20 protein-coding genes are annotated in these 24,593 nt (G+C 63.5%); 4 read left to right on the top strand and 16 right to left on the bottom strand.

The features are described 5' to 3' along the window. Window positions 1-162: 162 nt before the first annotated feature. The 12 genes from NKJ26_RS22070 to NKJ26_RS22015 all read right to left on the bottom strand — a co-directional run bounded on the left by NKJ26_RS22070 (window position 163) and on the right by NKJ26_RS22015 (window position 14,890). The gene (locus NKJ26_RS22070; protein WP_352607077.1) at window positions 163-816 is read right to left on the bottom strand and encodes a protein-L-isoaspartate(D-aspartate) O-methyltransferase; all 654 of its coding nucleotides are present in this window, start codon (window positions 814-816) and stop codon (window positions 163-165) included. Continuing rightward, on the bottom strand, window positions 813-1,571 hold the full coding sequence (gene surE / locus NKJ26_RS22065) for a 5'/3'-nucleotidase SurE (protein ID WP_352697094.1): 759 nt from the start codon (window positions 1,569-1,571) through the stop codon (window positions 813-815). Before surE ends, NKJ26_RS22070 begins: the two co-directional genes overlap by 4 nt. Before the next feature lie 223 nt (window positions 1,572-1,794). Beyond that, window positions 1,795-3,102 (bottom strand): serine--tRNA ligase, encoded by a 1,308-nt coding sequence (gene serS / locus NKJ26_RS22060; RefSeq protein WP_352607073.1) that lies wholly within the window; start codon window positions 3,100-3,102, stop codon window positions 1,795-1,797. Window positions 3,103-3,474: 372 nt separating this feature from the next. Then, a complete protein-coding gene (tatC, locus tag NKJ26_RS22055; protein WP_352697092.1) occupies window positions 3,475-4,338 on the bottom strand; it encodes a twin-arginine translocase subunit TatC in 864 nt (287 codons plus the stop codon). Further along, on the bottom strand, window positions 4,335-5,108 hold the full coding sequence (tatB, locus tag NKJ26_RS22050) for a Sec-independent protein translocase protein TatB (RefSeq protein ID WP_352697090.1): 774 nt from the start codon (window positions 5,106-5,108) through the stop codon (window positions 4,335-4,337). Before tatB ends, tatC begins: the two co-directional genes overlap by 4 nt. Window positions 5,109-5,138: 30 nt before the next feature. Beyond that, complete coding sequence (locus NKJ26_RS22045; RefSeq protein ID WP_027024888.1) at window positions 5,139-5,360, bottom strand: twin-arginine translocase TatA/TatE family subunit; 222 nt, start codon at window positions 5,358-5,360, stop codon at window positions 5,139-5,141. Window positions 5,361-5,540: 180 nt separating this feature from the next. Further along, window positions 5,541-6,296, bottom strand: coding sequence for an SMC-Scp complex subunit ScpB (gene scpB / locus NKJ26_RS22040; RefSeq protein ID WP_352697089.1), 756 nt, complete (start codon window positions 6,294-6,296; stop codon window positions 5,541-5,543). Next, complete coding sequence (locus NKJ26_RS22035) at window positions 6,293-7,093, bottom strand: segregation and condensation protein A (RefSeq protein ID WP_352697120.1); 801 nt, start codon at window positions 7,091-7,093, stop codon at window positions 6,293-6,295. The genes scpB and NKJ26_RS22035 overlap by 4 nt, the downstream gene beginning before the upstream one ends. Before the next feature lie 61 nt (window positions 7,094-7,154). Continuing rightward, the gene (gene nagZ, locus NKJ26_RS22030) at window positions 7,155-8,174 is read right to left on the bottom strand and encodes a beta-N-acetylhexosaminidase (protein ID WP_352607064.1); all 1,020 of its coding nucleotides are present in this window, start codon (window positions 8,172-8,174) and stop codon (window positions 7,155-7,157) included. Between the two features lie 132 nt (window positions 8,175-8,306). Further along, window positions 8,307-11,753, bottom strand: coding sequence for an SPOR domain-containing protein (locus NKJ26_RS22025; protein ID WP_352697088.1), 3,447 nt, complete (start codon window positions 11,751-11,753; stop codon window positions 8,307-8,309). Window positions 11,754-11,856: 103 nt separating this feature from the next. Beyond that, on the bottom strand, window positions 11,857-13,614 hold the full coding sequence (argS, locus tag NKJ26_RS22020; protein WP_352697087.1) for an arginine--tRNA ligase: 1,758 nt from the start codon (window positions 13,612-13,614) through the stop codon (window positions 11,857-11,859). Window positions 13,615-13,675: 61 nt separating this feature from the next. Next, window positions 13,676-14,890: a deoxyguanosinetriphosphate triphosphohydrolase gene (locus NKJ26_RS22015; RefSeq protein WP_352697086.1), complete on the bottom strand. Its 1,215-nt coding sequence runs from the start codon at window positions 14,888-14,890 to the stop codon at window positions 13,676-13,678. Window positions 14,891-14,978: 88 nt separating this feature from the next. Here NKJ26_RS22015 and erpA point away from each other — a divergent pair, with 88 nt between their 5' ends. The 4 genes from erpA to NKJ26_RS21995 all read left to right on the top strand — a co-directional run bounded on the left by erpA (window position 14,979) and on the right by NKJ26_RS21995 (window position 16,936). After that, complete coding sequence (erpA, locus tag NKJ26_RS22010) at window positions 14,979-15,326, top strand: iron-sulfur cluster insertion protein ErpA (RefSeq protein WP_352607057.1); 348 nt, start codon at window positions 14,979-14,981, stop codon at window positions 15,324-15,326. A 2-nt stretch (window positions 15,327-15,328) separates the two neighbouring features. Continuing rightward, window positions 15,329-15,724 (top strand): VOC family protein, encoded by a 396-nt coding sequence (locus NKJ26_RS22005; protein WP_352607055.1) that lies wholly within the window; start codon window positions 15,329-15,331, stop codon window positions 15,722-15,724. Window positions 15,725-15,741: 17 nt separating this feature from the next. After that, the gene (gene xth / locus NKJ26_RS22000) at window positions 15,742-16,536 is read left to right on the top strand and encodes an exodeoxyribonuclease III (protein WP_352607053.1); all 795 of its coding nucleotides are present in this window, start codon (window positions 15,742-15,744) and stop codon (window positions 16,534-16,536) included. 82 nt (window positions 16,537-16,618) lie between these two features. Further along, window positions 16,619-16,936 (top strand): hypothetical protein, encoded by a 318-nt coding sequence (locus NKJ26_RS21995; RefSeq protein ID WP_352607051.1) that lies wholly within the window; start codon window positions 16,619-16,621, stop codon window positions 16,934-16,936. 295 nt (window positions 16,937-17,231) lie between these two features. Here the strand turns inward: NKJ26_RS21995 and NKJ26_RS21990 are convergent, their stop codons facing one another. From NKJ26_RS21990 to NKJ26_RS21975, 4 genes are all read right to left on the bottom strand, one after another. Beyond that, window positions 17,232-18,071, bottom strand: a complete 840-nt coding sequence (locus NKJ26_RS21990) for a tetratricopeptide repeat protein (RefSeq protein WP_352607049.1) — start codon at window positions 18,069-18,071, stop codon at window positions 17,232-17,234. After that, a complete protein-coding gene (gene ilvD, locus NKJ26_RS21985) occupies window positions 18,058-19,782 on the bottom strand; it encodes a dihydroxy-acid dehydratase (RefSeq protein ID WP_352697084.1) in 1,725 nt (574 codons plus the stop codon). The genes NKJ26_RS21990 and ilvD overlap by 14 nt, the downstream gene beginning before the upstream one ends. A 306-nt stretch (window positions 19,783-20,088) precedes the next feature. Further along, window positions 20,089-21,318: an outer membrane protein transport protein gene (locus NKJ26_RS21980; RefSeq protein WP_352697083.1), complete on the bottom strand. Its 1,230-nt coding sequence runs from the start codon at window positions 21,316-21,318 to the stop codon at window positions 20,089-20,091. 359 nt (window positions 21,319-21,677) lie between these two features. Beyond that, window positions 21,678-24,461 (bottom strand): valine--tRNA ligase, encoded by a 2,784-nt coding sequence (locus NKJ26_RS21975; protein ID WP_352697081.1) that lies wholly within the window; start codon window positions 24,459-24,461, stop codon window positions 21,678-21,680. Window positions 24,462-24,593: the final 132 nt, after the last annotated feature.

Below are 24,593 nucleotides of genomic sequence, written 5' to 3'. Positions count from 1 at the left end.
CAAACGCTGAACCAACTGGACAGGATTAAAGCGCGTTAATGTTACTGGTCGGTTAACCCCTTAGAATCAGACGCAAATTTTCTTAAAATATTTCGGGGCGCTGGCGGTGCATATCCTGAGGCCGAATTGGCCCCGCACGGCGATCGTGCGGGCGGGCGAAATCTACAGGACGGACGCCAGGCTGCGCAGGATCGGCTGCAGCCGGACCAGGCCGATATCCTCCCGCTCGAAACGGCTGCCGACCTTGGTGAGCTTGGCCAGAACCTGCTCGCCCTCCTCGGGGCCGATCGGGGCGATGACGATGCCGCCGCTCGACAATTGGTCGAGCAGGAAGCGCGGCAGGTTGTCGAACGCGGCCCAGGCGACGATGCGATCGAACGGCCCGTCATTCGGCAGGCCGTTGGAGCCATCCGCCTGGCGCGCGATGGCATTGCCGATACCGAGCGCCTCGAACCGCTGCCTGGCCTGTTCAACGAGCGTCTTGTAACGGTCGATGGTGACGACCCGCGCCGCCAGCCGCGACATCACCGCGGCCGTATAGCCGGACCCGGTGCCGATCTCCAGCACGCGGTTTCCCGCCTCGATGGCAAGTGCCGCGATGACCGCCGCCTGCATGTCGGCGCCTTCGATCGCCTCGCCGCATTCGATCGGCAGCATCCGGTCCGACCAGGCGATGGGGTGGAACTGGGCGGTCAGGAAGCCGCGCCGTGGCGTCGCCTCGAATGCCGCGATCAGCGGCTTCGGCACCGTTCCCCTGCCGCGCAGGCGCAGCAGAAAAGCGGCGAAGCCTTCGCGGTCATCGATTGGCAGATTCATGCAAGCGCCTTGCTCAGTTGGTCACGGATTTCATGCGCGGTAAGGTCGAGCTGCAACGGCGTCACCGACACCAGCCGGTTGCGCAAGGCGTGGAGATCGGTGCCTTGCTTGCCCTCGACCGGCTCGCGGCCGAAGCGCAGCCAGTAGTAAGGCAGGCCGCGTCCGTCGCGGCGCTCGTCGACCCACAGACTGTGCACGAGCTTGCCTTGCGAAGTGACCACGGTGCCGGCGACCTCTTCGGGAAGGCAGTTGGGAAAATTGACGTTGAGCAGCACGCCGTCGGGCAGCGGCGCAGCGACGAGTTTCTTGAGCAGCGCCGGCGCCAGCGCCTCGGTCGTCTCGTAAGGGACGACGCGGTCCTCGCCGACAGTGCTGTAGCCCTGGCTGAGCGCGATCGACCTGATACCGAGCAGCGCGCCTTCCATGGCGCCGGCGACGGTTCCCGAATAGGTGACGTCGTCGGCGATGTTGGCGCCGGAATTGATGCCCGACAGGATCAGGTCGGGCGCGCCGGGCAGGATCTTCTTCACGCCCATGATGACGCAGTCGGTCGGCGTGCCGCGAACGGCAAAATGCTTCTCGCCGATTTTCCTCAGCCGCAGCGGCTCCGAGATCGACAGCGAGTGCGCGTAGCCGGACTGGTCCTGCTCGGGCGCCACCACCCAGACATCGTCGGACAGCGTGCGCGCGACGCGTTCGAGCGAGGCCAGGCCCTCGGCATGAATGCCGTCGTCATTGGTCAGGAGAATGCGCATGGGACTGCCTTCGCAGAATTGGGTTGCCGGCAGCGCTCTACGGCGCCCCCCTCTGGCCTGCCGGCCATCTCCCCCTCAAGGGGGGAGATCGGCAGTTTCGTGGTCGCCGCCTTTCCGCCAACAATTGGCGAAAGCTGTGATGACCGCGCAATCTCCCCCCTTGAGGGGGAGATGCCCGGCAGGGCAGAGGGGGGCGCCAAGGAATGCGACACTGCCAAGCCTGTCACTTCGATGATTCGATCTTTTCCAGACCGCCCATGTAAGGCCGCAGCACTTCAGGAATGGTTACGCTGCCATCCTCATTCTGGTAGTTTTCGATGACGGCAATGAGTGCGCGCCCGACGGCGGTGCCCGAGCCGTTCAGCGTATGGACGAAACGGTTGCCCTTGCCGTCCTTGTCCTTGTAGCGGGCGTCCATGCGCCTGGCCTGGAAATCGCCGCAGACCGAGCAGGACGAGATTTCGCGATAGGCGTTCTGGCCGGGCAGCCAGACTTCGATGTCATAGGTCTTGCGCGCGCCAAACCCCATGTCGCCGGTGCACAGCACCATGGTGCGGAACGGCAGGCCGAGCCGCTTCAAGACTTCCTCGGCGCATTGCGTCATCCGCTCGTGTTCGGCGAGCGAGGATTCCTGGTCGGTGATCGACACCAGCTCGACCTTGTAGAACTGATGCTGGCGCAGCATGCCGCGCGTGTCGCGCCCCGCCGAACCGGCTTCCGAACGGAAGCACGGCGTCAGCGCGGTGTAGCGAAGCGGCAGTTTTTCATGCGCGGTGATTTCTTCGCGCACCAGATTGGTGAGCGGGACCTCGGCGGTGGGGATCAGGCCAAGCCTGCCCTCCCCGTGCGCCATGAAAAACAGATCCTCCTCGAATTTCGGCAACTGCCCGGTGCCGAACAGGACGTCGTCCTTGACCATCAACGGCGGAATGATCTCCTCGTAGCCATGCTCGGTGGTGTGCAGGTCGAGCATGAACTGGCCGATCGCGCGTTCCATCCGGGCCAACCCGCTCTTCAGCACGGTAAAGCGCGAGCCGGACAGCTTTGCCGCCCGCTCGAAATCCATCATCCCGAGCGCTTCGCCGATCTCGAAATGCTCCTTCACCCAGTTCGGCCGCGCCGGCACCTTGCCGACAATGTGCTTGACCACATTGTCATGTTCGTCCTTGCCGACCGGCACGTCGTCGAACGGCACATTGGGCAGCACCGCCAGCGCGTCGTTCAGCGCCTTGTCGAGCTCACGTTCGCGCGCCTCGCCGTCCTGGATGAAGGTTTTTATCTCGCCGACCTCGGCCTTGAGCTTTTCGGCAAGCGCGGCATCGCCCGAGCGCATGGCATTGCCGATCTCCTTGGAGGCGGCGTTGCGGCGTTCCTGCTTGGACTGCAGCTCGGTGACATGTTCGCGCCGCGCCTCGTCCCTGGCGATTAGATCATCGACGGTGGACTGCGCCTCACCGGCCGACCAGGAGCGCTTTGCCAGCGCCTCGACAAGGGCCTTCGGGTTGTCGCGAATCCATTTGATGTCAAGCATGGTCTGAAAGCTCCTGCGGTAGCGTGCCGCCCAAAAGCGCGCGGCGGTTTGCGCGCTACGATATGCTCAAGAATAAAGCCTGAAACGCATCGCCGGTTTCGCGATGCGTTTCAGGCCAGACGGGGTAAACCGCATCTCTGATCGATGCAAGATCGGGCTTGGTCACGGCACGGTCGCGAGCTCGCTTTCGACCAGTGAAGGATAGTGCGACGGCCCGAAACAAAAAACCCGCCTTGGCGGCGGGTCGCTGGCGCGAATCTACACCATAGATAAATATCTACCATAGCTGCACTCACCTGTCAAGAAAAAATTCCTATTCTTGCCATGCGCCGGTCCGGACCCGGCGACCCCTGACGGGAGCCGCGTCCTCGCCTATGTGGACGATACGTCCGCCGGCTTTTCGGCCACTTCTTCCTCGGCCTGCTGCTTCTCCCGCGCCAGACGCTCGCGCTCCTGGCTGCGCTCGATCAGCCGCGCCGACCAGATGGCGACCTCGTAGAGCAGGATGGTCGGGATGGCGAGGCCGATCTGGCTCATCGGATCGGGCGGCGTCAGCACGGCGGCGACGACGAAGGCGATGACGATCGCCCATTTGCGCTTCTCGGCCAGCGCCTTGGACGACAGCATGCCGACGCGCGTCATCAGGCTGGTCACCACCGGCAGCTGGAACACCAGCCCGAAGGAGAAGATCAGCGTCATGATCAGGCTGAGATATTCCGACACTTTCGGCAGCAGCGAGATCTGCACCTGCTCGTCGGTGCCCGACTGCTGCATGGCGAGGAAGAACCACATCACCATCGGCGTGAAGAAGAAGTAGACCAGCGAAGCGCCCATCAGGAACAGGATGGGCGACGCGATCAGGAACGGCAGGAAGGCGTTTCGCTCGTTCTTGTAGAGGCCGGGCGCGATGAATTTGTAGATCTGCGTGGCGATCAGCGGAAAGGCGATGACCATGCCGCCGAACATGGCGAGCTTGACCTGGGTGAAGAAGAATTCCTGCGGCGCGGTGTAGATCAGCTCGACCTTGTGCGGATCGAGTCCAGCCCATTGCGTTGCCCATCTGAACGGGACGACCAAAAGGTTGAACAGCTTCTTGGCGAAGAAGAAACAGACCAGGAAAGCGACGAAGAAGCCGCCGAGCGACCAGATCAGCCGCCGGCGCAACTCGATGAGGTGCTCCATCAGCGGCGCCGACGACTTTTCGATCTCGTCTTTTTCCTTGTCCGAAACGCTCACTTGGCAGCTCCCGCCGGCTTCTTCGCCGAGGCCGGTTTCTTCGCCACGGCAGGCTTGGGCTCTGCTTTCGCCGCTGTCTTCGTAGCGACCGTCTTGGCCGAAGCGGTCTTCTCAGGCTTTGCCGCCGCTATCGCCTCCGCCTTGGGCGCAGGTGATTTGGACACAGGCGCGGCCTTCGCGGCTTTCGGCGGCGCGGAAATTTTCCCGCCATTGGCCGAAGCCTTGGCCGGTGCTTTTGCCACTGGTGCGTTTTTGGCTTTCTTTGCCGAAGACGCCGCCGCTGCCGGCTCGGTGGACGTTGACGACGTCACCACCGATTCATCGGTCATCGCCGGAAACGTTGCAGGGGCAGCCGGTCCTGCCTCGGGGCCATTGAGGTCCGTCGCCGTCGCCGCGCCGTTTTTCAACGGTTCGACCGCTTGCGGGGTCGAGGCAGCGGGCGCTGCCGTATCGACGGCCGGCTTCGGCTTCATCACCGCGTCGACGCCGGCGCGCACGTCGGTCGCCGCCTGCTCGAACGGATTGAGCTGCTTCCTGATCTCGGCAACCGGGCTGAGGCCCCTGAGCTCGTCGACCGACTTCTTGACGTCGTCGAGCTCGGCTTCCTTCAGCGCTTCGTTGAACTGTTTCTGGAAATCGGCCGCCATGGTGCGCAGCTTCGCCGCCGTGCGGCCGAAGGTGCGCAGCATATTGGGCAAGTCCTTCGGCCCGACGACCACGATCATGACGATCGCGATCACCAGCATTTCGGTCCAGCCGACTTCAAACATGGCAATCTGTTCCGACTAGAACTTTGCGGCTCAGCTCTTGCTGGCCTTTTCCTTCGCGGCCGAAACGGTCTCGTCGGCACGGTGCTCGACGGTGCGCTTGTCGTCGGCGGTATCGTCGTCGGCCATGCCCTTCTTGAAGCTCTTGATGCCCTTGGCCATGTCGCCCATCAGCTCGGGGATCTTGCCGCGGCCGAACACCAGAAGCACGATCACGAGCACGATCATCCAGTGCCAAATCGAAAATGAACCCATAACAAATCTCTCTCGAACGTTTTTCCCTGGCGATGATCTATGCGCTTTCGCGGTGGGATTCAAACACAACTGCGACAGAGTTTATGAAAGGCCGCGCGATGTCACGCTTTTTCGACGCGTCGGCCCGCTACCAATCCGCGCATCCACGGTCAGCCGGCGTCCTTTGACGGAGGCCGGCGGTCAATCATCCGTGACGCGCGGAGTCAGCAGGCCGAGCTCCTCGAGGTCGATATCGGTCAGCGGATCCTCGTCCTCGGTCAGCGCGTCGGGGTCGGCCGGTGGCTGCGGGATGGAGAAATTCGACGGCATGCGGCCGGAAAGCAGGCCGGCCCCCTTGAGCTCCTCCATGCCGGGAAGATCGCGGATTTCCTCCAGCGCGAAATGATCAAGGAAGGTTTCAGTGGTGCCGTAGGTAACAGGGCGTCCCGGCGTTTTGCGGCGGCCGCGCATGCGCACCCACTCCGTCTCCAAGAGCGTGTCGAGCGTGCCTTTCGAGGTTTCGACGCCGCGGATGTCCTCGATCTCGGCGCGCGTCACCGGCTGGTGGTAGGCGATGATCGCCAGCACTTCGAGCGCCGCCCGCGACAGCTTGCGTTGCTGCACCGTGTCGCGGCTCATCAGGAAGGCAAGGTCGCCGGCGGTGCGGAACGCCCAGGCATCGCCGACATGCACCAGATTGACGCCGCGCCGCGCATAGATCTGCTGCAGCTCGGCCATGGCGAGGCCGACATTGATGCCGTCGGGCAGGCGCGCTGCAAGCTGCTTTTCGCTGACCGGCTCAGTGCTGGCGAACACGATAGCCTCAGCCATGCGCACGGCTTCCGCCATATGCAGCCGCTCGGCCGGGTTCTGGGCGGGAGTCTGGTCAAGCCCGCCCTCCTCCGGCTCGTCGTCCACCTTGAATGGGATAACCGAAGCGTTGGCGCGTTCGCTCATGATGCCACCTCGACTGCCTTGATTGCCTGTGCGCGGCCGCGCAGGTAGATCGGTGCGAACACCTCGTCCTGCCGCACGTCCATCTTGCCTTCGCGCACCAGTTCCAGCGTCGCCGCGAACGAACTGGCGATCGCGGTACGACGCTCTTCCGGGCTGGTCATGTATCCGACCAGAAAGCTCTCCAGGGCCGTCCAGTCGCGCAGCGACCCAACCAGCCGGGTCAGGATGTCGCGCGCGTCCTTGAGCGACCAGACACCGCGCCTGGCGATCGTCACATTGGTGATCGCCTGCTTCTGCCGCTGCTGGGCATAGGCGGTCAGGAGATCGTAGAGCGACGCCGAATAGGCGTTGCGCTTCTCGATGATGACCATTTCCGGCATGCCGCGCGCGAACACGTCGCGGCCGAGCCGGTTGCGATTGACGAGACGCGCCGCCGCATCGCGCATCGCTTCCAGCCGCTTCAGCCGGAATTGCAGCACCGCCGCCAGTTCCTCGCCGCTTTCGCCCTCCTCGCCTGGCTGCTTGGGGATCAGCAGCTTCGATTTGAGGAAGGCCAGCCACGCCGCCATCACCAGATAGTCGGCCGCGAGCTCGAGGCGCAGCGTTCTCGCCGTCTCGACGAAAGCCAGATACTGCTCGGCCAGCGCCAGAATGGAAATGCGCGCCAGGTCGACCTTCTGGTTGCGGGCAAGATGCAGCAGAAGGTCGAGCGGACCTTCGAAGCCGTCGACATCGACGACCAGCGACGGATCGCCAGTCAGCCGTGAATCGTCGTTTTCGGCCCACAGGCGGTCCATCGGCGCGGCCTTCGCGACCTTCTGGTCCAATGCTTCCGCCACGTTGCTTTCTTCCCCTTGGTCAGGCCACCGCGTCGAAATAGGTGGCGAATTCGGCGCGTATCTCGGTCTCTTCGGCCGCGTCGCTTTTGCTAATATAGGTCATCGCCCGTTTTGCCCGCTCCAGCGACTTGCCTTCAAGCCCCGTGGTGCGCGACGCGATACCGGCCATCTCCTCGAAAACGCCGTTGCAGTGAAGGACCAGATCGCAGCCCGCCGCAAGGATCGAGGCCGCCTTTGTCGGGAAATCCCCAGAAAGTGCCTTCATCGAGGTGTCGTCGCTCATCAGCAGCCCATCGAAGCCGATGTCGCGGCGGATGATCTCGTCGATGACCTTGCCGGAAGTCGTCGCCGGGTTCTTCGGGTCGATCGCGCTGTAGACGACATGCGCCGTCATCGCCATCGGCAGATGGTTGAGCTCCCGGAACGGGGCAAAGTCGTGACGCTGCAGATCGCCGAGCGAAGCGTCGACCGTCGGCAACTCGAAATGCGTGTCGGCAAAAGCCCTGCCATGGCCCGGAATGTGCTTCATGACGGGCAGCACCCCGCCCGCTATCAGCCCCTCGGCAGCGGCGCGCCCTAGTTCGATGACCGGACGCGGGTCCTTGCCGTAGGCGCGCGCGCCGATGACGTCGCTGGCGCCTTCGATCGGCACGTCGAGCACCGGCAGGCAATCCGCCGTGATGCCGTAGCGCAGCAGGTCGAAGGCGTGCAGCCGCGCCATAAGCCAGGCGGCGCGGGCTCCGGCGTCGTGATCGTCGCGCCACAGCGCGCCGAGAGCGCCGCCGGCCGGATAGTTCGGCGCCAGTGGCGGACGCAGGCGTTGCACCCGGCCGCCTTCCTGGTCGATGAACACCAGCGCGTCCGGTCGGCCGATACAGTCGCGCATTTCGGCGACAAGATCGCGGATCTGTTCGGTCTCGCCGATGTTGCGGGCGAACAGGATGAAGGCCCAGGGACATTCATTGCGATAGAAACTGATTTCTTCGCGGGTGAGCGATTTCCCGGCACAGCCGAGGATCATGGATTTTGATTCGGTCATGCCAGGAGTCTAAGGCTTCCCGCGATCAAAGGGAATCGCCCCGATCACATGAGGTCGAACGCGGAATCCGCTTCCCCATGAAAAAAGCCGGCGTGGTCCAGGACCGCGCCGGCTGATCGATTGGATGAGTTGCTAGCGCGAAACGAAGCAGTTGCCGCCGGCGGCCTTGTAGCTGGTGCACAGGTTGATGGCATCGTTGCGCGACTGGGCCGGAACGCGGACCCGGTAGAACGTGCCCTTGCCGGAGATCTCTGCCTTGACGATGTTGGCGGTGCGACCCGAAAGCACGCTGCCATAGCGGCGCTGCAGATCCTGATAGGTCGACTGGGCGCTTTCCACCGTCGGCTGCGAAGCGATCTGCATCGACCACGAACCACCGCCGGCGGCCGGCGTTGCTGGATCGATGGACGCGACCTGGTCGGGCTTGACCTCGCCGACGACGTCGACCGGCTGGTCGGACGGGCGCTGCGGCGCGAGCGGAACCCTGGCCGGCGTGTTGGACGATTGAGCCTTGGCTTCCTTCGCGGGCTTGGCGGCGGCCACGGGCTTGAGCGCCGGCTCGTCATCCGCCTGCGCGGCGGCGGGCGGCACCGTGCCGGTCTGGTCGGCATTGGCCTGTGCCCCGTCGGCCTGCGCGGCAGGCGCGACATGCTGCGGCGCCGGATCGACCGGCTCCGTGGCGGCAACCTGCTGCGCGGCAGGTGCCGGATCCTCGCGCGGCACCAGCGAACCGTCCGACTTGACCACCATGGTCCTCACCTTGCGTGGTGCAACCGCGACGCCATCGGCATCGGTGCCCTTGTCGGCATCCTGCAGCACCTGCGCGATGCGATCCTCGGATTTGGGCGCGGGCGCCGCATTGTCGACTGGCGCGGCGCTGGCGGCCGGCGCGGCGTTGCCGTCATCCGCTCCGCCGATGGCCGTGCCCTGTTCAGGCGCAAGATCGACGACGCGAGCCGGATCCTTCGCCGCGACGTCCACGGGCTCTTCGACATTGGTGACGAGCTTTTGCTGGACCGCTTCGGCGGGCTTCGCGCCCTTCACCACCGCGTCATAGACCTTGTTGTCCTGGTTCGGCACCACGGCGCCGCCCGGATTTTCCGGCTTGATCTTGATCGGCGCATTGTCGGCCTTGACGATCACCGGCGCTTCGCTGCCGCCCTTGCCGCCGAAGGACAGCGCGAAGGCACCGACCCCGCCCGCGACCGCCACGGCAGCGACAATCGCGGCAATGAACAGGCCACGCCCGCGCGAAGGTCTCGCGGCCGCGCGCTCGCCGAGACCCGGAACGGTCATAGCCTCGTTCAGTTCGGGATCGTAGTCGAGTTCGTCGACGGTGAAATCGTCCGCCTCCGGCTGGCTGCCGGGCAGGCTATCGAGGTCGAAGCCTGCGGCATCGGCATAACCCGTGGGCGCGGCCGCGCGCGCCGACATTGCCGCCGGCCGTGCCGCGTAGCTCCGTGCTTCCGGCTGATAGGTTGGCTTGGGCTCCTCATAACCCGGATTGAGCCCCTCATATCCCGGATTGAGCCCCTCATAGCCCGGATTGAGCGCCGCGTAGCCCGGATTGGCCGGCTCATATCCCGGATTGAATCCATCATGGCCTGGCTTGAATCCGGTATTGTAGGATTCATCGGCATAGGCGGCGCTGCTCGCCGGCGCGGGAGCGACCTCCACGGAATTCATCTCGGTGAGAAGGCTGGCGAACTCGGCGTCGAGGTCGTCATAACCGGGCGCGGCAGGCTCGTCTTCCTCGAAATGCAGTTCGGGAATGTCGAGATCGTCCGCCAGCGCTACGACGCGCTCCGGCACGTCGACAGTCTCGACATCGGGCATGTCTTCGTAGCGCGCCGGCTGTTGCGCCTGCGGTACGAATGCGGGGGCTTCATAAGCAGGCGCGGCCGGTTCGGCCGAACGGTAGGACGGCACGGCAGCCACTTCCGGCGCCGCGCTCCTGGCAAGGCTCGGCTGCGCGGCGAATGCCGGCTGCTGCGGAACCGGTGTCACGCGGCTCCACGAACGGGCCGGCTCCGCGGGCGTGGAGCGTTCCGCCAGCCAATCGAGGGAATCATCCTGATCCTGCCGGGAAGCCTCGTCATCACGCGGATCGAGGCTCTTGGCCAATGCCGCGTCGAACGCATCATCGTCGAAATCGACATCGTCCTGTCCGGCGGCGTGCGCGCCAGCATCCTGGCCCTGACGTTCATCGTCCTGGTCCTGAAGTTCATAGGCCTGCGGATTGTCGAAATCGGCATCGGCCGCCTGGGTCGCATCGGCGTGATGCGGCTCCTCGGCTGGTTCATCGAGATCCCATTCGAGGTCCGCGGCCGGAACGGCCGGCTCTTCCGCGATCTCTGCCGTTGCAGCAGCGGCAGCCGGCTGGGCTTCGCCCGGCTGAGCGACGGCCGGTTGGACCGTGACGGGCTCCCTGGCCACGGGCGCGGGGCGCGCGGTCATGGCGCCCAGCAGCGCGCTCAACTCGTCTTCCAGGCTCCGTTCATCTTCCACGGGGGCCTGCACCGGTTCGGCCGCGAGGGCCACCGGCTGGGCGGGAGCGGCGGCGATCTCGGTGACCGGCTCCTCGGCCGTCTGCACAAACTGGTCGTCGAAATTCAGATCGAACGCATCATCCGACACGGCTTCCGGGCTGGACGTCTCTTCCCGCGCGGTGTCGGCGAGCACTTCGTGCGCTTCCGGCCAGTCGAAAGCCTGCGGCTCTTCCGCCTGAACGTCGAAATCCGCCTGAATATCGAGATCCATGTCGACATCGGCCATGGCGTCGTCTGAGCGACCGCCAAAATCCTCTTTGGCAATCGGCTGGGCGTCATCCGCAGCGGAGGCCTGCTCGACCTCGTTATATTCGACCGCGGGCGCGGCCACGGGATGCTGCTCCGCCGAATGGCCGTCGAGCGTCAGCTCGTCTTCGACCGAGATCGCATCGTCGAACTCATGATCGGAGGCAGGCTCGAAGGCAACCGGCGCCTCGGCAACGGCGTGCTGGGCTTCGCTCGCTTCTTCCTCGATCTGGAATCCCTGATCGAGCGACGCGGCAAGCTCATCCTCCATCGGTTGATCGTCCTCGAACGGCGAAACGTCTTCGAGCGAACTGGCGGCGGCATTGTCGAAATCGACGTCGAAGGCGGGTTCGACGGATGGCGCGACTTCCGCGGCATCTGAATGCAAATGGCTGGCGGCGGTCGCGTGATCGCCGGCTTCGGCCATGTCGGCTTCGGCCGTGTCGACATCAGCCATGTCCAGATCGAAATCGTCGTCGAGCGACAGCGCCAGATCGTCATCCGCCGCGCTGGCGGCAACCGTTTCGGACGCCGGCTCCTCGGCAACCGAAGCGGCGTCGCCGTAGCCAGCGTCGAAATCGCCCATCAGTTCCTTTTCGAGGTCGATGTCGAAATCGCCGTCTTCCGCCGACCGAACGTCAGCGATGGCCTTGGGCTGGGCGGGCGCCTGCGGCCTGACCGGCTGGCGCGGGTCGAATCCCATGATCCTGGTCAGTTCCGCGAACGGATCGTCGTCGGCGATATCGTTGTTGTCGGCTGCTCTCAGCTGGGTTCTGTCTGCCATTATTGTTCCCGAACTCGCACTCAGTCGGACGCCATGGACGTCGCGCAGGGTTGGCCCTTACCAGCGCAATGTGGGCAAAAGGTGACAGGTTTTTTAGTCAAACCTAACGCATTTCGGTGGGCGCGGCGGCTCCGATCAACGTCAGGCCGGACGTCAGAACGTCCGAAACAGCCTGCACCAGCCCTAGTCTGGCATGCGTCAATTCTCGGTCGTTAACCTTAACAAAACGTAAGTCCGGATTATCCGTGCCGCGGTTCCAGTGTCCGTGGAAACTGGAAGCCAGGTCGTAGAGGTAGAATGCCAGCCTGTGCGGCTCGAGCGCAAGGGCTGCCGACTCGATCAGGCGCGGATATTCGGCGAGCTTGCGGATCAGGCCGATCTCGCCTTCGTCGGTCAGCAATGACACCGCCGCCGCCAGGCTATTACGGTCGAAATTCGCCTCGCCCAACTGCTCGCTTGCCTGCCGGAACACCGAATGGCAGCGCGCCGAGGCATACTGCACATAGAACACCGGATTGTCCTTGGACTGTTCGGTCACCTTGGCAAAGTCGAAATCGAGCGGCGCGTCGCTCTTGCGGTAGAGCATCATGAAGCGAACCGGATCGCGCCCGACCTCTTCCACCACCTCGCGCAGCGTCACGAAATCGCCTGATCGTTTCGACATGCGCACCGGCTCGCCTTCGCGAAACAGCTTGACCAGGTTGCACAGCAGGACGGTGAGCTTCACCTCGTTGCCGGCAATGGCCCGCGCCAGCGCTTCCAGCCGCTTGACATAGCCGCCATGGTCGGCGCCGAGCACATAGATCAGGTCGACGAAGCCGCGATCGACCTTGTCCTTGAGGTAGGCGACGTCTGCGGCGAAATAGGTGAACGAGCCATCCGACTTGACCAGCGCCCGGTCCATGTCGTCGCCGACCGCGGTCGAGCGGAACAGCGTCTGTTCGCGGTCTTCCCAGTCATCCGGCTTCTCGCCCTTGGGCGGCGGCAGCTTGCCCTTGTAGATATGGCCCTTCAGCGTCAGGTCGCTGATCGCGGAACGGATCTTCCTGGCGTTGTCGGCATGTAGCGTGCGCTCGGAGAAGAACACATCGTGATGCACGTTGAGCAGCGCCAGGTCCTCGCGGATCATCGCCATCATCGCATCGATGGTGCGGTCCTTGACGATGGCCAGCGCCTCGTCCTCCGGCATCTGCAGCAGCGAATGGCCAAACTCCTTGGCCAGTCCCTGGCCGACCGGAACCAGGTAGTCGCCGGGATAAAGCCCGGCCGGGATCTCGCCGATATCCTCGCCAAGCGCCTCGCGGTAACGCAGCACGACCGAGCGGCCGAGCACGTCGATCTGCGAACCGGCATCGTTGATGACATATTCCTTGGTCACGTCGTAGCCGGCGAAGGCCATCAGATTGGCAAGCGCATCGCCGACCACCGCGCCACGGCAATGGCCGACATGCATCGGCCCCGTCGGATTTGCCGAGACATATTCGACATTGGTTTTCCGGCCAGCCCCGACCGTCGAACGGCCGTAGTTGCGGCCTTCACCAAGAAGCGCGGTCAGATGCGCCTGCCAGAAGCCGTCCTTCAGCCTGAGATTGACGAAGCCCGGGCCGGCGACGTCAGCGGCAGCGACATCCCTGTCGTCGCGCAGTGCCAGCGCCAGTCTCTCGGCGAGCGCGCGCGGGTTGTGGCCGGTCGGCTTGGCCAGCACCATCGCCGCATTCGTCGCCAGGTCGCCATGGCTGGCGTCGCGCGGCGGCTCGACGGCGATGCGCGACAGGTCGGGCGAACCGCCATTTCCGTCTTTCAGGTCAAGCGCTTCGACGGCCTTTATGACTCGCGCGGTGAAATCGGCGAAGATGTTCATGGGTGTTGCTCTGGCGGCTTGCATCGAATCCGGCTCGCTGGCCGGCAAAATCGAGCCCGCCCTAGCTCAAATCCGGGGTGCGGTCAAACAAACGCCGGTGTTCCTTGAGCGCGTAGGTGTCGGTCATGCCGGCCAGGAAATCGGCGACGCTGCGCGCCTTTATGCGATCGTCGGCCCGATCCAGCCCCTCGCGCCAGCCATCCGGCATGGCGCGCGGATCGGCGAAATAGACGTCGAACAGGTCCCTGACGATCTGCTCGGCATCGGCGCGCACCCGCATCACCTCTTCGTGCCGGTAGAGATGCTTGTAGAGAAAAGCTTTCAGTTCCTTCTCGGCCACGGCCATTTCGGTGGAGAAAGTGACCATCGTCTCGCCCGCCGCCCTCACCGCGTCGGCGCTCCGCGGCTTGACGCGTTCCAGATTGGCGGTCGCGCGGACGATGACGTCCTCGACCATGGCGGTGATCTGCCGGCGCATCAGTTCGTGGCCCGTGCGCACGTCGTCGAGCCTGGGATAGCGCGCCCGCACGCCGTCCAGGATTTTTCCGGGCAGCGAAACCGCCTCCAGCATGTCCAGCGTCAGCAGCCCTGCCCTCAGGCCGTCATCGATGTCATGGGCGTTGTAGGCGATATCGTCGGCGATCGCCGCGCATTGCGCCTCGATGCCGGCAAACCGGTCCAGCTCGAGGTCGTGCAGCTGCGAATAATCGCGGATCGCCTGCGGCACCGGCCCTTTCAGGCCCTTGCCTTGGGCGTCCGTCAACGGCCCATTGTGCTTGACCAGGCCTTCCAGCGTTTCCCAGGTCAGATTGAGCCCGTCGAATTCGGCATAGCGGGCCTCCAGCCTCGTCACGATGCGCAGCGATTGCGCGTTGTGGTCGAAGCCGCCCCAGGTTTTCATTTTCTCGTTGAGCGCGTCCTCGCCGGTGTGGCCGAAGGGCGTGTGGCCGAAATCATGCACCAGTGCTACCGCCTCGGCCAGATCCTCGTCGCCGCGCAGCGCCCTGGCCAGGGCGCGCGCGATCTGCGCCACCTCGATCGAATGCGTCAGCCGGGTGCGATAGTGGTCGCCTTCATGGGCGATGAAGACCTGCGTCTTGTGCTTCAGCCGCCGGAAGGCCGTCGAATGGATGATGCGGTCGCGGTCGCGCTGGAACGGCGTGCGGGTCGGGCTTTCCACTTCATCGAACAGCCGGCCGCGCGAGCGCGCAGGATCGGTGGCATAGGCCGCGCGCGGCCGGTAGCCAAATCCGATGTCGCCCAACTCGTTGGTCATGATCGATGCCGCAGCTTAACGTGATCTGGTTGACTTGGCCCCTCGCGCTTCATACCTATCATGTGAAACCGAAAGCAAGGTGACGCCCATGGGCGCTGATGCCAAGACTGCCATGAAAGTCGACATGACCGAAGCCGCCGCAAGGCGGATCGCCAAGATCATTTCGGGCGAGGCCGGCAAGACCGCGCTGCGCGTTTCGGTCGAAGGCGGCGGCTGCTCCGGCTTTTCCTACAAGTTCGATCTCGTCGACACCCGCAATGACGACGATGTCGCCATCGAGAAGGATGGCGCCACGGTGCTGATCGACGATTTGTCGCTGGTCTATATGGGCGGCTCGGTGATCGACTTCGTCGACGATTTGATGGGCCAGTCCTTCCAGATCCGCAATCCGAATGCCGTCGCCTCCTGCGGCTGCGGCACGAGCTTCTCCATCTAGAAATGCCTGCAATCGGCGCGGTCCGTCAGATCGCGCTGTCGGCCGGGCGCGACCTCGACGCAACGCTGGCCTTCTGGCGCGACGTGCTCGGCATGAATGTGCATGCGCGCTTCGACCCGCCCGGCATCGCCTTCATCATGGCCGGTGATGTCAGGCTGCTGTTCACCGACGGCATACCGGCGGGAACGGTCTATCTCGACATAACAGGCCTCGACGACTTCCATGCCTCGGCGACCGCCGCCGGCGTCCCCTTCACCGCGCCGCCGACGCTGGTCCATCGCGATGCCGAGGGCCTGTTCGGTCCGGCGGGGGAAAGCGAATGGATGGCCTTTATAAAGGATCCGGCAGGCAATACGATCGGACTCGTCGAACGCCATCCGCCACAAGAACCCCACTGAACAGCATCGAGACCGTCATGAAAATCGTCACCTGGAACATCAACGGCGTGCGCGCCCGCATCGGCAATCTTACCCACTGGCTGACCGAGAGCGCGCCCGACATCGCCTGTCTGCAGGAGATCAAGACGGTCGACGACCAGTTCCCGCGCGCCGAGATCGAGGCGCTTGGCTACAATGTCGAAACCTATGGCCAGAAAGGCTTCAACGGCGTCGCCATCCTGTCGAAACTGCGCTTCGACGAGGTTATCAGAGGCCTGCCCGGCGACGACGCCGACGAGCAAGCGCGGTTCATGGAAGGCGTGTTCTCGACCGACAAGGGCGCGCTCCGCGTCGCCTCGCTCTACCTGCCGAACGGCAATCCGGTCGACGACGAGAAGAAGTTCTCCTTCAAGCTGAACTGGATGGCGCGGCTGGAGCGGTGGGCGCAGGAGCGGCTCAGCCTCGAAGAGGCGCTGGTGCTGGCCGGGGACTACAACGTCATTCCCGAACCGGTCGACGCGCGGTTTCCGGAGAACTGGCTGGGCGACGCGCTGTTCCAGCCACAGACGCGGCAGGCCTTCCGCCGGCTGCTCAATCTCGGTTTCACCGAGGCCGTGCGCGCCGTCACCGACGCGCCGGACACCTACACGTTCTGGGACTACCAGGCCGGCGCCTGGCAGAAGAACAACGGCATCCGCATCGATCATCTGCTGCTGTCGCCGGAGGCCGCCAACCGATTCTCGTCGGCTTCGATCGAAAAGCATGTGCGCGCCTGGGAAAAGCCATCCGACCACGTGCCGGTGGCGATCGATCTCGCGCTCCAGCCGGCCTGACGGAGAGCCTCCGTCCCGACGCCGGACGCCGAACGCGCTGAACCTCATATCGCCACATTCCGGCGCATGATGGGAGATCATCATGGCGGCCGGGGTTCCCATGACCATCCGAATTGTTCTTTGTCCGATCGGCGTGGCATTCGCCATCGCCGCGATCGCACCGGCCTTTGCCGCCCCGGAATGTCTCGCCAACGGAAAATCGTTCCAGATCGGCCAGGTCGCCTGCCTGACGATTGCCGACCAGAGCCACCTCGCCCGCTGCGACATGGTGCTCAACAACACCTCATGGACAAAGGTCGGGAATAGCTGTCCGGAAAACACGCTGGCGCCGCATCCGCACATGACGCCGATCTCGACACCAGCGCCAAGCATGGTGCCGACCGAGCCGACCGAGAACTGATTTTGGGGTAGGTGCTGGGCCGATACTTTCCTGACGCTTTGGCTGCCCCTCATCGCCCTGCCGGGCACTTCTCCCCGTATAGTGACGGGGAGAAGTGAGCTGTGTCCGACGATTTCGCCAACTACCAGCGTTGCAGAATGAGTGCCAAAGTCGCGGACTGCGTCTTCTCCCCGTCACTATACGGGGAGAAGGTGGCGGCAGCCGGATGAGGGGCGGCGCTACGCTTCCAATTTACAAGAACCCAAACCACTGCGGAGCAGATCTGTGTCCTACCGGCGGCTACCCCAACCGCCCCCTATTGATCCGCGGTGCCGCCCTTGGTGAGAATGTCGTCGGCCAGCGAGATCGCGGTGCGGCGGTCGGCTTCGCCGGCGGCGGCGAAGGCCTCTTCCTGCATGCCGCGGATCCAGGGCTGATCGGAAGGCGATGCGCGTTCGAGCGCTGCCGTCATCATCGCCAGGCCGCGAACTATCTTGCCGCTCTGGAACAGCAGATGACCGAGCGTCGCCTGCGCGCCGGCATGGCCCTTCTCGGCGGCGAGTTGGAACCAGCGCCCCGCCTGCTTGACGCTGGCCTTGACGCCGCCCTCGCCCTTCAGGAACATCTGCCCCATTTCGAACTGGGCGTTGGGATTGCGGTAGTTGGCGGCGGCGCGCATGTAATATTCCTGGGCCGCCACCTCGTTTTCGGCGACCGGGCTGCCTGGAATGCCCTTGCGCAGATAATCGCCAAGCGCCACCAGCGCGTCGGAAACGTAGCTTTCCTCGGGCGATCCGGGCTCGACATCCTGGTCGACGATCTCCGAGAAGAACTTGAACGCCTCGTAATCGTCGCGCGCCACGCCGTCGCCCTCGGCGTACATGCGGGCAAGCTTCCAGGTGGCGCCGATCTGGCCGTTTTCAGCGGCGTATTTGTAGGCCTCGGCGGCCTGTTCCTTGTGTCCGTTCTTGTAGGCGGAGAAGCCGAACTGGAACACCGCCCATGGGCTCGACTGCGGCTTCACGCCAGTCTTGTCGTCGAACACCTTGTCGTCGAAGGCCATGGCCTGGCCCACGGCGCCAAAGGTCGCGCCAAAAGTGGCGAGCACGACCAGTGCCGAAAGGACAGACGACTTCAACAACTCAGATGTCCGCATAGCAGTGTGTTTCTTTCGCACCGCCCGGATGGGTGACCGCGCCGTCGCGGGCAGACCCGACCGTCTGTGCGTATTTCCATATCGCGCCCGACTGATAGTCGGTCGTGCGCGCCTTCCATGTCTTTGCCCTCGCCGCCAGTTCAGCCTCGGATAACGCCACGTCGATCGTTCCGTTCACCGCATCGATCGAAATCACGTCGCCGTTCCGGAGCAGCCCGATCGGGCCGCCGACCGCCGCTTCCGGCCCGACATGGCCGATGCAGAAGCCGCGCGTCGCGCCCGAGAAACGGCCATCGGTGATCAGCGCCACCTTGCCGCCCATGCCTTGGCCGTAAAGGGCCGCCGTCGTCGACAGCATCTCGCGCATGCCCGGGCCGCCGCGCGGTCCTTCGTAGCGAATGACGAGAACCTCGCCTTCCCGGTAGTTGCGCTGCGTCACCGCCTCGAAACATTCCTCTTCCGAATCGAAGCAGCGCGCCGGACCGGAGAATTTCAACTCCGTCATGCCCGCGACTTTCACGATCGCGCCTTCGGGGGCGAGGTTTCCCTTCAACCCCACGACACCGCCGGTTTGGGTAATAGGTCTGTTGGCCGGGCGGACCACATCCTGATCTTCATTCCAGGCAACGTGCTCCATGTTTTCGGCCAAAGTGCGGCCAGTCACGGTCAGGCAGTCGCCATGCAGGTAGCCGTTGTCGAGCAGCGTCTTCATCAGGAGCGGAATGCCGCCGGCTTCGAACATGTCCTTGGCGACATATTTGCCGCCCGGCTTGAGGTCGGCGATGTAGGGCGTCTTCTCGAAGATCTTCGCCACGTCGAACAGGTCGAACTTGATCCCGGCCTCATGCGCGATGGCCGGCAGATGCAATGCCGCATTGGTCGAGCCGCCGGTGGCCGAGACAACGGTCGCTGCATTCTCCAGCGCCTTCAGCGTGACGATGTCGCGCGGGCGGATGTTTTTCTCGATCAGCTCCATGATTTTTTCGCCGGAAGCGAAATTGAAGCGGTCGCGCATCTCGTAAGGCGCCGGCGCGCCGCAGGAATAGGGCAGCGCCAAGCCGATCGCCTCGGCCACCGTGGCCATCGTGTTGGCGGTGAACTGGGCGCCGCAGGAGCCGGCGGACGGACAGGCGGCCTGCTCGATTTCAAGCAGTTCGGCATCGCCGATCGTGCCGACCGAGTGCTGGCCGACCGCCTCGAACACATCCTGCACGGTGATCTGGCGGCCGCGATAGCTGCCGGGCAGGATCGAACCGCCATAGATGAAGATCGACGGCACGTTGAGCCGCACCATGGCCATCATCATGCCGGGCAGCGACTTGTCACAGCCGGCGAGCCCGACCAGCGCGTCGTAGCAATGGCCGCGCATGGTGAGTTCGACCGAATCGGCGATGACCTCGCGCGATACCAGCGACGACTTCATGCCTTGGTGGCCCATGGCGATGCCGTCGGTAACGGTGATGGTGCAGAATTCGCGCGGCGTGCCGTTGGCGGCGGCGACCCCCTTCTTGACCACCTGCGCCTGGCGCATCAGCGAGATGTTGCAAGGCGCGGCCTCGTTCCAGCACGATGCGACGCCGACCAGCGGCTGCGCGATCTCGGCCGCCGACAGGCCCATGGCATAGAGATAGGAACGGTGCGGCGCACGTGCCGGACCGACGGTCACATGGCGGCTAGGGAGCTTAGCCTTGGAGATGACTCTGGCGTTCATACTCTTCCTTGCCGCATCTTCCCTGCAAATGGGGCGGTGCGGCCTACCCCATCGCCGAGCCTTTTGGCGCGTGTCCCGAGACAGGATCGAGGTGCGCCGGGTTTATGGCGGGAAATGGGCAATTTCCCCGGCCCGGCTTCCAGCGCAGGGGTTGTCCAGAAAGTGTTGCCAAAACGTCACAATCGCAGGAGGTGAAAGCGGCGAAGCTAATATGCTAAGCAGCTTGCAAACTGCATCTCAGGCAATACCCATCCCAACAAAAAAGGCCGGACATTGCCCGGCCTTTTTGTTCGATTTTTCAGAGATTTAGAACTTGATCTTGAGACCGCCCGAAAACGCCGTGACCAGATCGTTGCCGAAGTCGTAGCTTGCATCGGTACCGGCCACGTACCCGTTTTCATCCGTCAGTGTACCGGAGTGGCCGCTGGTCAGCACGCCAATCGCGCCAGCCAGACGAAGTTCGATGTTGGGGCGAGGCGTGTAAGCGACGCCGCCACCCAACGTCCAGGTGTCGGTCTGTGAGCCGTAGCCATGTGAGGTACCGCGATCCCAGGTAAGCTGACCGGCGGCGCTCCATTGATCGTTGAATTTGTGGCCGATGCCGCCCGAAACGGTCCAGCCGTCGCGATACATCAGATCGAGGGAAGTCCACCTGACCGGCTGCGGAGAGGTCGTTGTACAAGCAGCAACCCCTTTCGAGGCCTGCGAGCAGATGGGAATGCTTTGTAAAACACTCCAGTTGACCCACTTGATTGAGCCGAAGGCGAGCCAGTCGGGAGCTATACCCGACTGGAGCTTCAATTCGACAGAATCCGGCATCGAAGCTTCACCGTAGATCGGAATAATCGGACCACCGACATGGGTCAGATCAAGAGTGCCCGAAATATTATCTAGCCTCACCTGGGAATTGTAGACGAGGCTGGCTCGCAACGCGATCTCAGGAATTTCGTAGGCCAGCCCGGCTCGCCAGCCCCAGCCGCTACTCGTCAGATCGACGCGGCCGGTACCGGAGAAATTCGGTAGCAGCGGAGTTACAAGGTCTTCCTTGAAGCCATAGACTTCCTGATAAAACACACCGCCAATGAAGCGAACCTGACCCTTACCAGCATCCATTTTATAGGAGCAGGTACCTGCGTAGTTGTTGCTCTTGATTTCAGTTTCCATGTTGGACTGCGCGCCAACCCACTGGCCGGGGGCCGTATGCGCGCCCCAAGGCTGCGAGTAGTCGAACATGCAGTCGACCCCCTGCACGACTTGGGCCTTAACGCCGATGCGCGGCACCCAGTAATTCTCGCTATCGTTGGCACTGGTCGAGCCTACGACGGTACCGTTGAGCGGATCAGTATCCTTCGCGTTCTTAAGCTTGCGATCCGGCATCACGAAGGTCGCTTCGGCTTCCGTCGCGAAAGGAGCCGGATCAAACAGAAGATCGATGTCATAGCCGCCGCGCTCGATGCCGCCGGCGTGCGCCGGGCCGATCAAAGCCAGCGAAAAGCACCCTGCCCCCAGCAGTGCTTTCAGACGCAGATTGTTCATGAATGTCCTCCCCGAATAACTAGTGCATCAAGCTAGAACCAATTCGGGTTAACGGCGCAACAATGAATTCTTGGGCGTACATGTACATATTCGCCAAACGCATTTTCGACAAAATGCGGGGGAGCGTCAGAACGCCGAAAACCGGCTTCCGAAGCTTCGGCCGGCCCTAAAAATGGAGAAAAGACAGCCGAAAAGGCCCAAAAACACCCAGTTTTAAGAGGCTGCGGCCCCATTGTTACATTATGGCAACAATGGGGCTAAAACTTCCGTTTACGTCAACATTAACGCTGCGGAATGCCTGCTTTCGGGGCAAAAAGCTCGTCATTTTAGAGAGCGCTAAAGCCTCGCGAATCCATCCCTCAACCGGCGTCGCGAACCCTGGTCAACGCGACCGAAAGCTTGTCCTGGGCATCGCGGTATTCGGCGAGCTTTTCACGCTCGGCTTCGACGATCTCGGCCGGCGCGCTGGCGACGAACCGTTCGTTGGACAGCTTCTTGTGCAGGCGCGCGATTTCCTCGGTCACCTTGGCCAATTCCTTCTGCAACCGCACAGCCTCGGCGCCGAGATCGATTAGGCTGCCTAGCGGCAGGCAGATCGTCGCCTCGTTGAGCACGATCTGCGCCGAGCCCTTGGGTGCCGCGTCGGCCAGCGAGACGTCGCCGACGCGCGCCAGCCGCTTGATCGCCGAGTCCTGACGCACCAGCCGTTCACGCGTCACATCATTGGCGCCGACCACGACCAGCGGAGCGATCGCCGCGGGCGGCACGTTCATCTCCGAACGCACCGAGCGGATGCCGGAGACGAGGTCGACCAGCCAGTTGATGTCGGCGGCCGCTTCCGCGTCCTCGAAGTCCGGCGACGGCCATGTGGCATGGCAAAGCAGCGACGGACGCTCCTTGCCTTCGCCAGCGGTCTGCGCCCACAATTCTTCCGTCATGAACGGCATCATCGGATGCAGGAGTTTGTAGATCTCGTCGAGCACGAAGGCGACGCAGGCGCGGCTCTCGGCCTTGGCAGCCTCGTCGGCGCCCATGAACACCGGCTTGAGCAGCTCCAGATACCAGTCGCAGAACAGGTTCCAGACGAAGCGGTAGGCCGCCCCAGCCGCCTCGTTGAAGCGGTACGAGATGATGCCGTCGGTGATCTCGCGCGCCGCGCGCGTCAGCTCCGTAAGGATCCAGCGATTGACGGCCAGCTTGGCATCGTTCAGCCAGAAATCGTCGTTGCGCGCGACTTCGTTCATCTCGGCGAAGCGCGTCGCGTTCCACAGCTTGGTGCCGAAATTGCGATAGCCGGCGATGCGCGCCGGATCGAGCTTCACGTCGCGCCCTTGCGCCGCCATCACCGTCAGCGTGAAACGCAACGCATCGGCGCCATACTCGTCGATGAGGTCGAGCGGATCGATGACGTTGCCTTTCGACTTCGACATCTTGGCGCCGTTCTTGTCGCGCACCAGCGCGTGGACATAGACCGTGTGGAACGGCTCCTCGTCCATGAAATGCAGGCCCATCATCATCATGCGGGCGACCCAGAAGAAGATGATGTCGAAGCCGGTCACCAGCACGTCGGTCTGGTAGTAGGTCTTCAACTCCGGCGTCTGGTCCGGCCAACCGAGCGTCGAGAATGGCCACAGCGCCGACGAGAACCAGGTGTCGAGCACATCCTCGTCGCGGGTCAGGATCTCGCCAGGCTTGAAATTCTCGAGCTTGTCCTCGACCCAGGCCTTCCACGGCCCTTCCAGCGCCAGATAATATTCAATCGCCGCGGCAAGCGCCTCTTCTTCGGACTTCTCGACGAAGACACGTCCGTCCGGCCCGTACCAGGCCGGGATCTGGTGCCCCCACCACAGCTGGCGCGAAATGCACCAGGGCTGGATATTCTCCATCCAGTCGAAATAGGTCTTTTCCCAGTTCTTCGGCACGAAATTCGTGCGGCCCTCGCGCACCGAGGCGATCGCCGGCTTGGCGAGCTCGGCGGCATTGGCATACCACTGCTCGGTCAGGAACGGCTCGATCGGCACGCCGCCACGATCGCCATGCGGCACGGCATGGCGATGCGGCTCGACCTTGTCGAGGAAACCGCCTTCTTCCATCAGCTCGACGATCTTCTTGCGCGCGGCGAAGCGGTCGAGGCCGTTGAGTTCGTCCCAGACCGCCCGGCGCTCCGGTGTCACGTCGAGGCCGGCCAGGAAATCCTCATTATCCACGAGGCTTATCGCGGCCTCGATGGTGAGGATGTTGATCGCCGGCAGCTTGTGGCGCTTGCCGACCTCGAAGTCGTTGAAATCATGCGCCGGCGTGATCTTGACCGCGCCGGAGCCCTTCTCCGGATCGGAGTATTCATCCGCCACCACCGGTATCCTGCGGCCAACGATCGGCAGGACGACATTCTTGCCGACCAGGTGCCGGAAGCGCTCGTCGTCCGGATGCACGGCGACGGCCGTGTCGCCCAGCATCGTCTCGGGGCGCGTGGTTGCCACGGTGATGAAGGTTTTTGGATTCTCCGGATCGAAGATCTGGCCCTCGATGGGATAGCGGAAGTGCCAGAGATTGCCGTTGACTTCCTGCTGCTCGACCTCGAGATCCGAGATCGCGGTCAACAGCTTGGGATCCCAGTTCACAAGGCGCTTGTCCTTGTAGATCAGGCCTTCCTTGTAGAGCGTGACGAACACTTCGAGCACGGCCTTCGACAGGCCCTCGTCCATGGTGAAGCGTTCGCGCGACCAGTCGGCCGAGGCGCCGAGCCGCTTTAGCTGGTTGAAGATCGCGCCGCCAGATTCAGCCTTCCACTCCCACACCTTCTCGATGAATTCCTCGCGCGTCAGGTCGCGGCGATGGATCTGCTTTTCCATCAGCTGCCGCTCGACCACCATCTGCGTGGCGATGCCGGCATGGTCCATGCCGGGCTGCCACAGCACGTTCTTGCCGCGCATGCGCTCGAAGCGCACCAGAACATCCTGAAGCGTGTTGTTGAGCGCGTGGCCCATATGCAGCGAGCCGGTGACGTTGGGCGGCGGGATGACAATGGTGAAGGCCTCGGCCCCCTCCTCGGCACCCGCGCCGGCCCGGAACGCGTCGGCCTCTTCCCAAACCCTGGCGATCTTCGGCTCGACGGATTTTGCGTCGTAGGTCTTTTCAAGCATGGGAAAATGGTCCGCGCTGTCGGGATTTTTGCTGGTCCGGTGTAAATCGGAAGGTCTTGGCCAAGTCAACCGCAAGGGGCCGCCCCGGCTCATCACGAGCAAATAGGCACGGCCTTGTTCATTTCAACGCAG

It is taken from the genome of Mesorhizobium sp. M0152 (assembly GCF_040322415.1).
Lineage (GTDB): Bacteria > Pseudomonadota > Alphaproteobacteria > Rhizobiales > Rhizobiaceae > Mesorhizobium.
Note: the sequence above shows the minus strand (reverse complement) of the source record. Positions and strands in the feature narration are given on the sequence as shown.

Coding starts and splice junctions, on each gene's coding strand:
- NKJ26_RS22070 (WP_352607077.1), bottom strand. CDS start 816: ATGAATCTGCCAATCGATGACCGCGAAGGCTTCGCCGCTTTTCTGCTG.
- surE (WP_352697094.1), bottom strand. CDS start 1,571: ATGCGCATTCTCCTGACCAATGACGACGGCATTCATGCCGAGGGCCTG.
- serS (WP_352607073.1), bottom strand. CDS start 3,102: ATGCTTGACATCAAATGGATTCGCGACAACCCGAAGGCCCTTGTCGAG.
- tatB (WP_352697090.1), bottom strand. CDS start 5,108: ATGTTTGAAGTCGGCTGGACCGAAATGCTGGTGATCGCGATCGTCATG.
- NKJ26_RS22045 (WP_027024888.1), bottom strand. CDS start 5,360: ATGGGTTCATTTTCGATTTGGCACTGGATGATCGTGCTCGTGATCGTG.
- scpB (WP_352697089.1), bottom strand. CDS start 6,296: ATGAGCGAACGCGCCAACGCTTCGGTTATCCCATTCAAGGTGGACGAC.
- NKJ26_RS22035 (WP_352697120.1), bottom strand. CDS start 7,093: ATGGACCGCCTGTGGGCCGAAAACGACGATTCACGGCTGACTGGCGAT.
- nagZ (WP_352607064.1), bottom strand. CDS start 8,174: ATGACCGAATCAAAATCCATGATCCTCGGCTGTGCCGGGAAATCGCTC.
- NKJ26_RS22025 (WP_352697088.1), bottom strand. CDS start 11,753: ATGGCAGACAGAACCCAGCTGAGAGCAGCCGACAACAACGATATCGCC.
- argS (WP_352697087.1), bottom strand. CDS start 13,614: ATGAACATCTTCGCCGATTTCACCGCGCGAGTCATAAAGGCCGTCGAA.
- NKJ26_RS22015 (WP_352697086.1), bottom strand. CDS start 14,890: ATGACCAACGAGTTGGGCGACATCGGATTTGGCTACCGGCCGCGCGCG.
- erpA (WP_352607057.1), top strand. CDS start 14,979: ATGGGCGCTGATGCCAAGACTGCCATGAAAGTCGACATGACCGAAGCC.
- NKJ26_RS22005 (WP_352607055.1), top strand. CDS start 15,329: ATGCCTGCAATCGGCGCGGTCCGTCAGATCGCGCTGTCGGCCGGGCGC.
- xth (WP_352607053.1), top strand. CDS start 15,742: ATGAAAATCGTCACCTGGAACATCAACGGCGTGCGCGCCCGCATCGGC.
- NKJ26_RS21995 (WP_352607051.1), top strand. CDS start 16,619: ATGGCGGCCGGGGTTCCCATGACCATCCGAATTGTTCTTTGTCCGATC.
- NKJ26_RS21990 (WP_352607049.1), bottom strand. CDS start 18,071: ATGCGGACATCTGAGTTGTTGAAGTCGTCTGTCCTTTCGGCACTGGTC.
- ilvD (WP_352697084.1), bottom strand. CDS start 19,782: ATGAACGCCAGAGTCATCTCCAAGGCTAAGCTCCCTAGCCGCCATGTG.
- NKJ26_RS21980 (WP_352697083.1), bottom strand. CDS start 21,318: ATGAACAATCTGCGTCTGAAAGCACTGCTGGGGGCAGGGTGCTTTTCG.
- NKJ26_RS21975 (WP_352697081.1), bottom strand. CDS start 24,461: ATGCTTGAAAAGACCTACGACGCAAAATCCGTCGAGCCGAAGATCGCC.